Annotated in this window: 11 protein-coding genes; 10 read left to right on the top strand and 1 reads right to left on the bottom strand. The window is 68.0% G+C overall.

Annotated elements, in window-relative coordinates:
• Positions 1-7: 7 nt before the first annotated feature.
• The 5 genes from truA to accD all read left to right on the top strand — a co-directional run bounded on the left by truA (position 8) and on the right by accD (position 4,590).
• Complete coding sequence (truA, locus tag WG922_RS12410) at positions 8-793, top strand: tRNA pseudouridine(38-40) synthase TruA (protein WP_340283220.1); 786 nt, start codon at positions 8-10, stop codon at positions 791-793.
• Positions 794-928: 135 nt separating this feature from the next.
• A complete protein-coding gene (locus tag WG922_RS12405; RefSeq protein ID WP_340282960.1) occupies positions 929-1,618 on the top strand; it encodes a phosphoribosylanthranilate isomerase in 690 nt (229 codons plus the stop codon).
• The gene (gene trpB / locus WG922_RS12400) at positions 1,615-2,877 is read left to right on the top strand and encodes a tryptophan synthase subunit beta (protein ID WP_340282959.1); all 1,263 of its coding nucleotides are present in this window, start codon (positions 1,615-1,617) and stop codon (positions 2,875-2,877) included. The genes WG922_RS12405 and trpB overlap by 4 nt, the downstream gene beginning before the upstream one ends.
• Positions 2,874-3,683, top strand: coding sequence for a tryptophan synthase subunit alpha (gene trpA / locus WG922_RS12395; protein WP_340282958.1), 810 nt, complete (start codon positions 2,874-2,876; stop codon positions 3,681-3,683). Before trpB ends, trpA begins: the two co-directional genes overlap by 4 nt.
• A gap of 34 nt (positions 3,684-3,717) precedes the next feature.
• Positions 3,718-4,590 (top strand): acetyl-CoA carboxylase, carboxyltransferase subunit beta, encoded by an 873-nt coding sequence (gene accD / locus WG922_RS12390; protein ID WP_340282957.1) that lies wholly within the window; start codon positions 3,718-3,720, stop codon positions 4,588-4,590.
• Between the two features lie 129 nt (positions 4,591-4,719).
• Here accD and WG922_RS12385 read toward each other — a convergent pair whose 3' ends face one another.
• Entirely contained in the window at positions 4,720-5,268 is a 549-nt protein-coding gene (locus WG922_RS12385) for a YggT family protein (RefSeq protein WP_340282956.1), read from the bottom strand.
• A gap of 52 nt (positions 5,269-5,320) precedes the next feature.
• Here WG922_RS12385 and WG922_RS12380 point away from each other — a divergent pair, with 52 nt between their 5' ends.
• The 5 genes from WG922_RS12380 to WG922_RS12360 form a co-directional block, all read left to right on the top strand.
• A complete protein-coding gene (locus WG922_RS12380) occupies positions 5,321-5,953 on the top strand; it encodes an LON peptidase substrate-binding domain-containing protein (protein ID WP_340282955.1) in 633 nt (210 codons plus the stop codon).
• A gap of 274 nt (positions 5,954-6,227) precedes the next feature.
• Complete coding sequence (lysS, locus tag WG922_RS12375; RefSeq protein WP_340282954.1) at positions 6,228-7,760, top strand: lysine--tRNA ligase; 1,533 nt, start codon at positions 6,228-6,230, stop codon at positions 7,758-7,760.
• 320 nt (positions 7,761-8,080) lie between these two features.
• The gene (locus tag WG922_RS12370; RefSeq protein WP_340282953.1) at positions 8,081-8,242 is read left to right on the top strand and encodes a hypothetical protein; all 162 of its coding nucleotides are present in this window, start codon (positions 8,081-8,083) and stop codon (positions 8,240-8,242) included.
• A gap of 363 nt (positions 8,243-8,605) precedes the next feature.
• Positions 8,606-10,039: an FAD-dependent oxidoreductase gene (locus tag WG922_RS12365; protein ID WP_340282951.1), complete on the top strand. Its 1,434-nt coding sequence runs from the start codon at positions 8,606-8,608 to the stop codon at positions 10,037-10,039.
• 852 nt (positions 10,040-10,891) lie between these two features.
• A partial coding sequence (locus WG922_RS12360; protein ID WP_340282950.1) for a beta-ketoacyl synthase N-terminal-like domain-containing protein occupies positions 10,892-14,419 on the top strand: 3,528 nt, incomplete at its 3' end.

The following is a 14,419-nucleotide window of genomic DNA, read 5'->3' as shown; positions in this document are numbered from 1 at the left end:
GCCCGCCCTGGCGCGCATCGCCCTTGGCCTGAGCTACAGCGGACAAGGCTATGCCGGATGGCAGAGCCAGCCGTCCGGCAACACCGTCCAGGACCGGCTGGAGCAGGCCCTCGCGCGCTTTGCCGCCGGGCCCATCAGCACCGTCTGCGCCGGCCGCACGGACGCCGGCGTCCATGGGCTCATGCAGGTGGTCCACTTCGACACCGCCCTGCGACGCGAGGCGTTTTCCTGGGTGCGCGGCACCAACACCTTCCTGCCGGCCGACATCGCCGTGCAGTGGGCGCAGCCGGTGCCAAAGGCCTTCCACGCGCGCGCCAGCGCCACCGCGCGCCGCTATGCCTACATCCTGCTCGAATCGCCGGTGCGCCCCAGTGTCGATGCCGGCCGCTGCGGGTGGGTGTTCCGACCGCTCGACGGCGATGCCATGCGGGCGGCGGCAAGCGCGCTGCTGGGCGAGCACGATTTCAGCTCGTTCCGGGCGTCGGGCTGCCAGGCCCGCACGCCCGTCAAGACCATGACGCGCATCACCATCACGCGGCGCGGCGCTTACTGGCGCTTCGAGTTCGAGGCGAATGCCTTCCTGCACCACATGATCCGCAACATCATGGGGTGCCTCGTTGCGGTCGGGCAGGGCCAGCAGCCGCCAGCCTGGATGCACGACGTGCTCGCCGCCCGCAGCCGCGATGCGGCGGCGCCGACCTTCGCACCCGACGGCCTGTACTTCCTCGGGCCGGTGTACGACCCCGCCTGGGGACTGCCGAGCCGCTGCGCTGCGTATGATTGGCTGCCCTGACGCGGCGTCGAATTCCTGTTGCCGCCCCTGCCCTGCACAACCCGATCGCCGCCGAGGCAGGCGTTGCGCAGCGGCTGGTGACGGGGCAGCCCGCGCTCCTTCGCATCCGATCCCTATCCCACGCCGACACCCGCCATGAGCCGTCCTGTGCCCCAGCGCACGCGCATCAAGATCTGCGGCCTCACACGCGAGCAGGACGTCGATGCAGCCGTGCAGGCCGGCGCGGACGCGCTCGGCTTCGTGCTGTACGAGAAGAGTCCGCGCCATGTCAGCCCCCAGCGCGCCGCGGCGCTCGCGGCGCGGCTGCCACCTTTCGTCACCCCGGTGCTGCTGTTCGTCGATGCGCCGGCCCAGCAGGTGCGCGCGGCCTGCGAACAGGTGCCGGGCGCACTGCTGCAGTTCCACGGCGATGAGAGCCCCGAGCAGTGCGCGGCAGCCGCGGCCGGTCGCGCGTTCCTGCGGGCCGCGCGCGTCCCCCTCGACGCGGCGGCGCACTTCGACTTGCTAAGATTCGCGTCCGATTTCTCCCAGGCCCACGCCCTCCTGCTCGACGCGCACGTCGATGGGTTCGGCGGTGCCGGCAAGGCTTTCGATTGGTCACGCATTCCAACAAACGTCGGCGCTCACCTCGTCTTGTCTGGTGGGTTGACACCTGCAAACGTGGGCGATGGCATCGCCTTGCTGCGGCCGCGTTGCAGGACGCTGGCCGTTGACGTGAGCTCCGGTGTCGAGTCCGCCAAGGGCATCAAGGACGCCGGCAAGATTGAACAGTTCGTGGCCGCCGTTCGCGCGGCCGACGAGCGCCTGGCCCGAGATCCATCATGAGCACCTATTCCCATCCGGATGCCGCCGGTCACTTCGGCATCTACGGCGGCAGCTTCGTCAGCGAGACCCTGACCCATGCCATCGACGAGTTGCGCACCGCCTACGCACGCTGGCAGAACGACCCCGAGTTCCAGGCCGAGTTCGCCTACGAGCTCAAGCACTTCGTCGGCCGCCCGTCCCCCGTCTACCACGCAGCGCGCATGAGCCGCGAATCGGGCGGGGCGCAGATCTACCTCAAGCGCGAGGACCTCAACCACACCGGCGCGCACAAGATCAACAACGTGATCGGCCAGGCCATGCTGGCCAAACGCATGGGCAAGCCGCGCGTGATCGCCGAGACCGGCGCCGGCCAGCACGGCGTGGCAACGGCCACCATCTGCGCCCGCTACGGTCTCGAATGCGTGGTGTACATGGGCGCGGAAGACGTCAAGCGCCAGAGCCCCAATGTCTACCGCATGAAGCTGCTGGGGGCCACCGTGGTGCCGGTGGAACTAGGCAGCCGCACGCTCAAGGACGCGCTCAACGAAGCCATGCGCGACTGGGTCACCAATGTGGAAAACACCTTCTACATCATCGGCACCGTAGCCGGCCCGCACCCCTACCCGATGATGGTGCGCGACTTCCAGAGCGTGATCGGCAAGGAGTGCCTCGAGCAGATGCCGGCCCTTGCCGGGCGCCAGCCCGACGCCGTCATCGCCTGCGTGGGCGGCGGCAGCAATGCCATGGGCATCTTCCACCCCTACATTCCGCACGCGGGCACCCGCCTCATCGGCGTCGAGGCGGCTGGCGAAGGCCTGGAGAGCGGCAAGCACTCGGCATCGCTGCAGCGCGGGAGCCCGGGCGTGCTGCACGGCAACCGCACCTACATCCTGCAGGACGCGGACGGCCAGATCACCGAGACGCACAGCGTCAGCGCCGGGCTCGACTACCCGGGCGTCGGCCCGGAGCACGCCTGGCTGAAGGACACCGGACGCGCCGAGTACGTGGGCATCACCGACGCGCAGGCGCTCGAGTCCTTCCACTATCTGTGCCGCACCGAAGGCATCATCCCCGCGCTCGAGTCGAGCCACGCCATCGCGTATGCGCGCCAACTGGCCGCCACCATGCGCCCGGACCAGCACATCCTCGTGAACCTCTCGGGGCGTGGCGACAAGGACATCGGCACGGTGGCCGACCTGGGCCACGCCGATTTCTACTGCCGCCCGAGCTGCCGCGGCCAGAGCGTCAAGGGCGATGCGCGCGTGGAGTTCAAGGCATGAGCCGCATCGCTCGCACGTTCGAGCGCCTTCAGGGCCAGGGGCGCACCGCGCTCATTCCCTACGTGACCGCCGGCTTCCCCTACGCGGACATCACTCCGGCGCTGATGCACGGCATGTGCCGCGCCGGAGCCGACGTGATCGAGCTGGGCGTGCCGTTCTCCGACCCGATGGCCGACGGTCCCGTGATCCAGAAGGCAGGCGAGCGCGCGCTGGCGCTGGGCATCGGCATGTCCCAGGTGCTGCAGATGGTGCGCGAGTTCCGCACCGGCGACGATACGACGCCGGTGGTGCTCATGGGCTATGCCAACCCGGTCGAGCGCTACGACCTGACCCACGGCCGCGGCGCCTTCGTGCGCGACGCGGCGAGCGCGGGCGTGGACGGCCTTCTGATCGTCGATTACCCGCCCGAGGAGTGCGAAGAGTTTGCAGCCCTGCTGCGCGAACACGGCATGGACCTCATCTTCCTGCTCGCGCCCACCAGCACCGATGCGCGCATCGGCCAGGTGGCGCGGGTGGCGAGCGGCTATGTCTACTATGTTTCGCTCAAGGGCGTCACCGGCGCCGGACACCTCGACACGGCGGCAGTGGAGCAGATGCTTCCGCGCATCCGCGCACAGGTGCGCATCCCGGTGGGCGTGGGCTTCGGCATCCGCGACGCCGAGACGGCCCGCGCCATCGGGCGCGTGGCCGATGCGGTCGTCATCGGCACGCGGCTCATCCAGTTGATCGAAGGCCAGCCACCCGCACAGGTCGTGCCGGTGGCCGCCGAGTTCCTCGCCGGTATCCGCCAGGCGTTGGACGCGTAAGCACTCACTAGAATCCAGCCCCGAAAGGAAGCGCATGTCCTGGCTCGAAAAACTCCTCCCCCCCAAGATCCAGGCTTCGGAGCGCGCCGACCGGCGCAGCGTCCCCGAGGGCCTGTGGATCAAGTGTCCGAGCTGCGAATCGGTGCTGTACAAGACCGACCTCGAACAGAACAAAAACGTCTGCCCAACCTGCAGCCACCACCACCGGATGGGCGCGCGGGTGCGGCTCGACACCTTCCTCGACGGCGAGGGCCGCTACGAGATCGGCCAGGAAGTGCTGCCGGTCGACGCGCTCAAGTTCAAGGACAGCCGCCGCTACCCCGAGCGGCTGAAGGAAGCCCTGGAGAACACCGGCGAGACCGACGCCCTCATCGTCATGGGCGGAGCCGTGCACAGCATCAGCCTGGTGGCGGCGGCCTTCGAGTTCGACTTCATGGGCGGCAGCATGGGCAGCGTGGTCGGCGAGCGCTTCGTGCGGGGCGTCGAGACCGCCATCGAGCAGAAGGTGCCCTTCGTGTGCTTCACCGCCACCGGCGGCGCTCGCATGCAGGAGGGCCTGCTCTCGCTCATGCAGATGGCCAAGACCAACGCCGCGCTCACGCGGCTGGCCAAGAAGGGGCTGCCCTACATCAGCGTGCTCACCGACCCCACCATGGGCGGCGTGAGCGCCGGCTTCGCCTTTGTCGGTGACATCGTGATCGCCGAGCCGAAGGCGCTGATCGGGTTCGCAGGCCCGCGCGTCATCGAGTCCACCGTGCGCGTGACGCTGCCCGAAGGGTTCCAGCGCGCCGAGTTCCTGCAGCAGAAGGGAGCGGTCGATCTCATTTGCGACCGGCGCGAGCTGCGCAAGACCGTGGCCAACGCCTTGGCCATGCTGCAGCGGCAGCCGGCCGATGCGGTGAGCTGACTCCCATCGCCGACGCGGCGACCGACTGCCAGGGCGGCGGGCGCAACCGGTGGTCGCCGTGCACGGCGCGTTCGCAAGGCGGCGCGCCGATGTGGGCGGACTCACTGGCGCGCCTGGCTGCGCCGACCTTCAGGCCATCACGCTGGCCTGCACCCCTGCCAGCACGATCCCCGCCACCTGGAGCAGCACCAGCAGTACCAGCGGCGACAGATCGATACCCCCGACCAGCGGCACCAGGCGACGGAACGGCCGCAGGATCGGTGCGCACAGGCGCTCGACCAGATCGACCATGGGTGAGTCGGCGCGCACCCACGACAGCACCGCCCCGACGATCACCAGCACGGTGAGCGCGGAGATCGCCAGCCGCAACAGCCCGAACACGGCCGCCACCGGCAGCCAGGCCGCCCCCCCCGCGGCGCCCAGCAGCAGCCACAGCAGCGTCACCTGCGCCAGCTCGATCAGCCAGGCGCCGACCAGGCTGGCGGTGTCCCAGCGGCCCACCGCCGGCAGCACCTTGCGCAGCGGCAGGACCAGCCAGTCGGTAAGCGCGAACACGAATCGGCCGATCGGATTGGAGAACGAAATGCGCTGCCGCTGCATGTACAAGCGCAGCAGGCAGGAGCCCGCCAGCAGGCCAGCTGCGACATCGAGGAGCAATGAGAGGATTTGGAACAGCATGACCCGGGCGTTGAAGGCTCGTGGGATCATAGCGATCCGAATGGACCACCCCGTGTCGCCCTCCCTCACCCTGCAGTCGCTGCCGCTGTTCCCGCTCGGGACCGTGCTCTTTCCCGGCGGCGTGCTGCCGCTGCGCGTCTTCGAGGTGCGCTACCTCGACATGGTCAACCGCTGCCACAAGGCCGGTGCGCCCTTCGGGGTGGTCTCGCTCACGCACGGCCACGAGGTGCGGCAGCCCGGCGCCGAACAGGAAGGCTTTGCGCCGGTGGGGACCCTGGCCACCATCGAATCGCTTGCGACTCCCCAGCCGGGACTGATGATGATCCGCGCGCTGGGCGGGCAGCGCTTTCGCATCTCCGCCAGCCAGCGCCTCAAGCACGGCCTCTGGATCGCCGACGTGGACTGCCTGCCCGACGACGTTCCCGTGCCGGTGCCGCCCGACCTGGAAGATGCGGCGCGGGCGCTTCGCAAGGTACTGCAGTCCTTGCCCGCCAAGCTGCCTGCCGGCGAGGAGCCGCCGGTGCGTGCACCCTGGCACCTCGACGATGCGGGCTGGGTTGCCAACCGCTGGTGCGAACTGCTGCCGCTGCCCTTGCAGTTGAAGCACCGCCTGATGGACCTGGATAACCCACTCGTGCGGCTGGAGCTGGTGGGAGACCTGCTGACCAAGATGCGGATCGCCTGAGAGCAGATCGCCACGCCGCGCGCGCTGCGGCAGCGAAAGTGTCCGTTCCGCCCCGGCTGCCGAGCGGGCACCGAGAGGACGGCGGCGCTGGCCCGGCGCGGGACTGCGTCGCGCCCAGCCGACTGGCGGACAGCGGCGCGCGCGGGCCCATCCCCGCCACCACAGATCCGGGTTCGAGGCGCACGCTGGCCGAGGCTCGGCAAAAACCTAGAATCCCCGGTTTGGCTGCGCGCCACCCGCATTCCTTCCATCCGCTTCCTTCTGCCCTTCCACGATGTCCGACAACACCCCAGCCGCCCCAGCCGCAACCGACGAGAACCAGCTGATCGCCGAACGCCGCGAAAAGCTCAAGGCCTTGCGCGAGGTGCAGAAGCAAGGCGGCCCGGTTGCTTTTCCTAACGACTTCAAGCCCGCCGACCAGGCGGCTGGCCTGGTGGCCGCGCATGGGGACAAGGACGTAGCGGCGCTCGAAGCGCAGGCCATCGGGGCCAGCATCGCGGGACGCATGATGCTCAAGCGGGTCATGGGCAAGGCCAGCTTCGCGACGCTGCAGGACGCCTCGGGGCGGCTGCAGGTGTACGTGGCGCGTGACCAGGTGGGCGAGGAGAGCTACGCCGCCTTCAAGCACTGGGACCTGGGCGACATCGTGGCCTGCGAGGGCACCCTCTTCAAGACTCGCACCGGCGAGCTGACCGTGCAGGCCACGCGCATCCGCCTGCTCACCAAGAGCCTGCGTCCGATGCCCGACAAGTTCCACGGCATCAGCGACCAGGAGCTCAAGTACCGCCAACGCTACATCGACCTGATGACCGACGAAGACGCGCGCAAGCGCTTCATCGCGCGCAGCAGGGCCGTCACCAGCCTGCGCGAATTCATGGTGGCCCACGGCTTCCTCGAGGTGGAGACACCGATGCTCCACCCCATCCCCGGCGGTGCCAACGCGCGCCCCTTCGTCACGCACCACAACGCGCTGGACCAGGAAATGTTCCTGCGCATCGCGCCCGAGCTGTACCTCAAGCGCCTGCTCGTCGGCGGTTTCGATCGGGTGTTCGAGATCAACCGCAACTTCCGCAATGAAGGCATCTCGGTACGCCACAACCCCGAGTTCACGATGATGGAGTTCTACGCGGCCTACTGGAACTACCGCGACCTGATGGATTTCACCGAGGCCCTGGTGCGCGACGCCGCCCAGAAGGCCACCGGCTCGCTGCAGCTCTCCTACGCCGGCAAGCCGGTGGACCTGTCACGGCCTTTCGAGCGGCTCACGATCCGTGAGGCCATCGCCCGCCACACCGACGCGGGCGACGGCGCCGGCGACCGTGCGTGGCTGGTTGCCGCGCTGCGCGCGCTTGGCTTCTCGGAGGAGAAGGACCGCCTCGCGAGCCGCTCGCTCGCAAGCCTGCAGGTGATGTACTTCGAGGAGACGGTCGAGGACAAGCTCTGGCAGCCCACCTTCATCATGGAGCATCCCACCGAGATCTCGCCGCTCGCGCGCGCCAACGACCAGCGCCCGGAGGTCACCGAACGCTTCGAGCTGTACATCACGGGCCGCGAGTTCGGCAACGGGTTCTCCGAGCTGAACGACGCCGAGGACCAGGCCGCGCGCTTCGCCGCGCAGGTCGATGCCAAGGATGCCGGCGACCACGAAGCCATGTATTTCGACCACGATTTCGTGCGGGCGCTCGAGTACGGCATGCCCCCTGCGGGCGGATGCGGCATCGGCATCGACCGCCTGGTCATGCTGCTCACCGACAGCCCGAGCATCCGCGACGTGATCCTGTTCCCGGCGCTGCGGCGCGAGGGGTGAGCGCGAGCGCGATGATGGCGGTTGGCGGATCGAACATGTCAGGCGCTCGGGAATCGCGACGCTCGGTAGGCCGCACTGCGTTCCACGCCAAGGCACCGGCAGGCTCCTCCTGAAGTTGCCCCTTCACGGACGCCATCCTGTTCACATCAGCGGAGTCCGAGATGCCCGAATCAAGGCCGCCGCACCCGGCGGAGCTTCGTCAGAATCCTTGAACTGGCGCGCGTTGACTGCACGCCGGCGGAGCTGTCTCGGGAGTTCGGCCCGAGTGCGCAGAGCATCACGACCCAGATCGCGCAGAGCGCGAGTGACAGCGAACGCCGATGCCTGGCAAGCAGAGCCTGACGACGGCCGAGCGCGAGCGACTGGGGCGGCTGCGCCGCGAACTGCGGCAGGTCGAGCAGGAGCGCGACATGCCGGTAAAGGCTGGGGCCTGGTTCGCCGCCGGGCACGACAAGACGTCCACGCCGTCTGCGAACTGGTGAATGCAAACCATGCCGGCGTCAGCGGGTGAGCGTGCGCGCGATGTGCCGGGTGTTGGCCGTGTCGCACAGCGGCACCTACGACTCGCGCGGTCGTGCGTCCACTGCCCCGGCGATCGGCGACGCGGTGCTAACCGGGAGGATGCGCGCACGCGTGGTTCTGCGCCGACGCGCTCGACCAGCTGGGGGTCGCGGACATGACGTACACCACGTCCGGAGAACGACTACAAAATGCTTGCAAATTCCTGTACGGCTGAGTAGTCTGAGGCCAAGGTGAGTACTCGGGTATTCATTGAATTCCGCGATCCGCAGAGATGTACGGCGCGGCGAGTGGCCTCTACCAACCGACGGTCTGAACGAGCACTTATGACACATTCACAACCTCGCATTGCCATCATTGGCGCCGGCCCGTCCGGCCTGTACGCAGCCGAAGGTCTGCGCCGTCACGGCTGGCAGGATGTGACCGTCTTCGAGCGGCAGGCCCGTGTAGGTGGCATGGCGCTCACGCGCTATTACGAGCCCGGAGACGGCCGGCGCATCCCCTATGACATGGGCAGTTTGCAACCTTCCAGCTCAAGGCAGTTGGTCCGACTGATCGAAGAACTGGGGCTGCACTTCGGGGTCGATCTCGGCGAAGGTCACCGCGTTGGCCAGCCGATCCGCCTTCGTCTCTACAACGAGCGCCAACGCAAATACGTGGCCGATTTCGTAAGCCATCCCCACACTGGCCAGCCCTGGAGCAAGCAACTGGTTTTCTTGCGCGACATCGCCCGGCTGGCACCCTGGGTGTTTCGCATGAGGAAGCTGGCAAAGCCGGGGTTTTCCCATGGCCTGCCCCCCAAATTTCTGCGTATGTCAGTGTCCGAGTGGATGGACGCGTGTGACTTCAAGCTCATTCGCCCGCTACTGCTGGCCCAGGCCAGCGGGGTAGCGTGCGGCGGACAGCATGAGCACGCCGCGTCCGAGCGGTCCATGGTGCAGGCGCTCAAGGATCTGGTCTTCGCGCTCAAGCCGCCTCGAGTCTATGGAAAGGGCCTATATCACCCCGTGCGCGAAGGCTACCAAGAGGTCCTGATCCGGCTGGCAAAGCGCTTGAATGTGGTGACGCACGCCAACATCACCGCCATTCGCCGGGACAGTGCAGGCGTGCATCTGACCTGCAATGGCCAATCCCATCACTTCGATCGACTGATCATCGCTTGTCCTCCCAACAGTCTGGCGCCGGTGATGGATGCCGATGCCCATGAACGAGCCCTCTATCACATGGCTCGGTGCAATCGGCCGACCTGGCGGGTGGCTTTCCTGGCGCGGGGAATTCCTGAGCCAGCCGCAGGCTATCTCTTCACCGACCAGGCCGAGTACGCCGATGCACCACCATCGCTCAGCTTGTTCGCATGCAACGCACTGGTGGAAGGCAGCGGCAAGGACGCCCTGCGCCTTTATGGCGGTCTCGTCGGCCACGGGAGCGTGGAGGGGATCGAAGTCGCACTCGACAACGCGGCGAACCGTCTCAAGAACGTCTTTGGCGCCCACGACATCCAGTGGATCGACAAGGTGTTCTGGCCACAGTTCAACACGCATATCGGCATCGAGGACGTGGCGCGGGGCGCCTACGATCAGTTCGAGCAGCTGCAGGGGCGCAATGCCACCTATTACACCGGCGAATACCTGTCCGGCAACTCGCACGGCAAGACGCTGGAGTATTCCTGGGAGCTGGTGCGCCGACACTTCGCCAAGGCGCCCGCGCCTTCGGCCACCCCGGCTTGGCAGCACGGGTTCGGCACCAGGGCGGGCAGCTGACGAGAAGACAGACGTCCCCGCCAAAGCACGGATCGACCGTCTGACCACTCCCGTGGCCGAACCGACTGAACACATCGGAAAGCCTTCCAGCAGGTCCAGCGGCGTGGCGCTACTGCCAGGTGACTCGCCACGCGCCTGCGCATCCAACGCTCACACGCGCAACCCGCATGCGACGAGGTGGCGTACCAAGCCTGCGAATCGCTGCGCGCTTCCTTCCCAGCCATGCAGGCACAGGACCAAAGGTCCCGCTCTCCCCAGCAATGAACCATCGAGCCGCCAGGTGTGGTGACCCGTTGATCGGCAGACCGCAGACGGCTCTTTCCGGCGACGCGGCGTCGCATGCCACCACAAGCCGATTCCGCGCGGCAACGGCCGCTGCAGCCAGGCGATGAATCCCCCTGGCAAGCGTTTCGTCATGCAAGTTGTCCCTCGCCGGCCGCCGGCGCAATGGACAGGCATCACCGGAACGCGGGTCGCGCGATGCAGACCCTTTGCCGCTCTCCTCTACAGCGCAAGCAACCTTCATGGTGTGGCGCTAACACATACATAAATCTAAAGCTTGCGTGAAGCTGTGCTGATGTGCAGAATAGGTTACAGGTCGTAGCGGGGATCGATACCCCGAACACCTGAGCCAGGGAGCGATAGAACAGCCGTACCAGCCATCGGGAGAGCCTTGTGCCCACCGGACTGACTTCTCCACGCCATCGGCACGGCATGTTTGCTGCGCGCGGCTCGCCCCCCTCGATTCCACGCTCCGCGCCGCCAGGGGCCTGACCCCCTCACTCACCCGTTTCCCTCAGTGTTCTGCCGCCACCACGCGGCGGCGGGGCATCCTTTTTTCGGAGGTTTTCAATGTCCATGTCCATGTCGAACGCCAACTCGAAATCAGCGCGTGCGTCCATACCCGTCGCAGTCGTGGGCGCCAGCGCACTGTTCCCGGGCTCTGCCGACAAGCTGGGCTTCTGGCGGGACATCCTCGCCGGCAAGGACCTCGTCACGGAGGTGCCCCCGAGCCACTGGCTGATCGACGACTACTACGATCCGAACCCGTCAGCCGCGGACAAGGTCTACGCCAAGCGCGGGGCTTTCCTCAAGGCGGTGGACTTCAATCCCATGGAGTTCGCGATCCCGCCGACCACCCTCCCATCGACCGACACGGCGCAGCTGCTGGCGCTGCTCGTGGCCAAACAGGTTCTCGAGGACGCCGCCGGCAGCCAGTTCGCGAAGATGGACCGCAGTCGCATGAGCGTCGTGCTCGGGGTGGCGTCGGCCACCGAACTGGTGACCGAACTGAGCGCCCGCATGCAGCGTCCCGTCTGGGCCGACGCACTGCGCAAGCACGGCTTCGACGAGGCACAGGTTCAGGCGATCTGCGACCGGATCTCCGACCAGTACGTGCCGTGGACCGAGAACTCCTTCCCCGGGATGCTGGGCAACGTGGTGGCCGGGCGAATCGCCAACCGGTTCGACCTCGCGGGCACCAACTGCGTGATCGATGCCGCCTGCGCCAGCTCGCTGGCGGCCCTGCACCTGGCCTTGCTCGAGCTCGAAAGCGGCCACAGCGACCTGGTCATCACGGGCGGGGTGGACACGCTCAATGACCCGCTGATGTACGCCTGCTTCAGCAAGACACCCGCGCTCTCGCCCACGGGCGACTGCCGCCCCTTCTCCGCATCGGCCGACGGCACCATCCTCGGCGAAGGCCTGGGCATGCTGGCGCTCAAGCGCCTGCAGGATGCCGAGCGCGATGGCGACCGCATCTACGCCGTGATCCGCGCACTGGGCACCTCCTCCGACGGCCAATCGAAGAGCATCTACGCCCCCGTGGCCGCAGGCCAGGCCAAGGCGATTCGCCGCACCTACGACACCGCCGGCTTCGGCCCAGAAACGGTCGAACTGCTGGAGGCACACGGCACGGGCACGCGCGCCGGCGACCTGGCCGAATTCCAGGGCCTGGCCCGCGTGTTCGGTGATGCCGGCGCCCAGGCCAGGCGCTGGTGCGCGCTGGGGTCCGTCAAGTCGCAGATCGGTCACACCAAGGCAGCCGCCGGCAGCGCCGGCCTGTTCAAGGCCGTCATGGCCTTGCACCACAAGGTGCTGCCGCCGACGATCAAGGTCGATGAGCCCAATCCGGGCCTGAACGTCGCCGACAGCCCCTTCTACCTGAACACCCGAGCCCGGCCGTGGGTTCGCGGATCCGACCACCCCCGGCGAGCCTCGGTCAGCTCCTTCGGCTTCGGCGGCTCCAACTACCACGTGGCGCTGGAGGAATACACCGGCGCAGCGCCGCGCCGGCCACGCCTGCGCACGCACGAGCACGAGTTGCTCCTGGTGGCCGCGAACTCGGCCAGCGAGCTGATCGATCGATGCCGTGCGCTCGACCTTAGCGAATCGGTCGCGGCCTTCACCGCCCACGAGAGCCTGCGGGCCTGGCAAGGAGGCGCGCACCGACTGGCTTTGGTCGTCACGCCGCAGGACGCCGCCGCGACCATGGCCACGGCCCTGAACCGCATCGCCATGCAGCCGCAGCAGCCGTTTGCCCTGCCCGGTGGCGCTGTTCACTACGGCGTCGGGCCCGCAGTCGGATCGCTCGGGCTGGTCTTTTCGGGCCAAGGCAGCCAGTACGTCGACATGGGTCGCGACCTGGCCATGAGCTTCGATGCCGCACGAAAGGTGTGGGACCGCTGCGCCGACCTGACGCTCGGACCCGTGCCGCTGCACGAGGTCGTCTTTCCGCCCCCCGTGTTCGACGAGGGCTCTCGTGCAAGCCAGAAGCGAACGCTCACGAATACCGAGTGGGCGCAACCCGGCATCGGCGCGGTTCAACTTGCACAGCTCGCGCTCCTCGAGCAAGTTGGCATCACGCCCAGCGCGGTGGCGGGCCATAGCTTCGGCGAGTTCACCGCGCTCGCGGCGGCCGGCTCGTTGTCCAAGGGCGATCTGCTGCGCGTGGCGCGCCGTCGCGGCGAGCTGATGGCCGCGGCAGCCACGGTGCCCGGCGCGATGACGGCGGTGATGGGCGGCCCGCAGGACCTGGAACAGCAGGTCAGGGCCTGCGGCTTCGCCGTGGTCGCCGCCAACCGCAACGCGCCTTCACAGCTCGTGTTCTCGGGCGCCTTGTCCGCGATCGAGCAGCTCGAGCGCTGGCTCCTGTCCAGCTCGCTCGAATTCAAGCGCCTGCCAGTGAGCACCGCCTTCCATTCACCGCTGGTACAAGCCGCGGTCGAGCCCTTGGCGCAGTTCCTGGCCGGCATCGACGTGCGCCCGCCCACCTTTCCCGTGTACGCCAACACGACCGGGCAACCCTACCCGACCTCTGCCGAATCGATCCGCAGGCAACTGGCCCAGCAGCTCGCCGCACCCGTGCGCTTCAGCGAGCAGGTCGAAAACATGTACGCGGCCGGCGTGCGCGTCTTTCTGGAAGTGGGTCCACGCAGTCCGCTGTCGGGCTTCGTCGAGCAGACGATCGGTGGGCGCCCATGCGTGGTTGCGAGCCTGGATCGCATGGGCACCGATGGTGTGCTGACGTTGTGCCACGCCCTGGCCAAGCTCGCAGCCGCCGGCATCGCCATGCAGCCGGCCGAGCTGTGGCGGGACTACGCAGCGCCGTCCGACCCCCGGCTGCAGAAGAAGCCGGCGCTGGCCTTTCCCATCCTGGGATGCAACTACGGCCGGCCCTATCCGCCCGCACCGGGCACTAATCCGTCCGGGGCCCACCCAGTGCCGGTCCCGGTCAGCGCGCCATCGAGCACGGCCCCCCATGCATCGGCGGCCGCCGCCGCCGACATGGAGGTTCAGCAATGGATGGCGCAGTTGCAGGCCGACTCGCAGGCCAGACGAGCGAGCCAGGCAGTGAAAACGGTGCAAACGGTGCAGGCAGTGCAGGCACCTAGCCAGGAGGCGCCTGCGCCAGCGGTCAGCCCGCAGCCAGCCGCACTGCCCGCCGATACCGGCAGCCGCACCGGAAGCTCCGCGCTTCGCGATGCGCTGCTGGCCGTGGTGTCTGAGAAGACCGGCTACCCCGCCGACATGCTCGATCTGTCCCTCGAACTCGAAGCCGGCCTGGGCATCGATTCGATCAAACGCGTCGAAATTCTCTCGGCCTTCCGCGAACGCATGCCCGGCCTGCCCGAGGTCGCGCCCTCGCAGCTGGCCGCGCTCAACACCCTCGGCGACGTGCTGGCGTTCATGCACACCGATGCACCCGCGCCCCCTGCGACAGCGCCCGTCGCGACCATCGCACCGCCGGCGGCTGAGGCGCCTGCGTCGGCAGCGGCCACGACGCCAGCCATCGACGCTACAGCCCTTCGCCAGACCCTGCTGGCCGTCGTGTCCGAGAAGACCGGCTACCCCGCCGACATGCTCGACTTGTCCCTCGAG

Origin of the sequence: Ramlibacter sp. AN1015 (assembly GCF_037726105.1) — a bacterium.
Lineage (GTDB): Bacteria > Pseudomonadota > Gammaproteobacteria > Burkholderiales > Burkholderiaceae_C > Ramlibacter.
The sequence above is the reverse complement of the archived record's forward strand: the minus strand, read 5'-3'. Positions and strand labels throughout refer to the sequence as shown.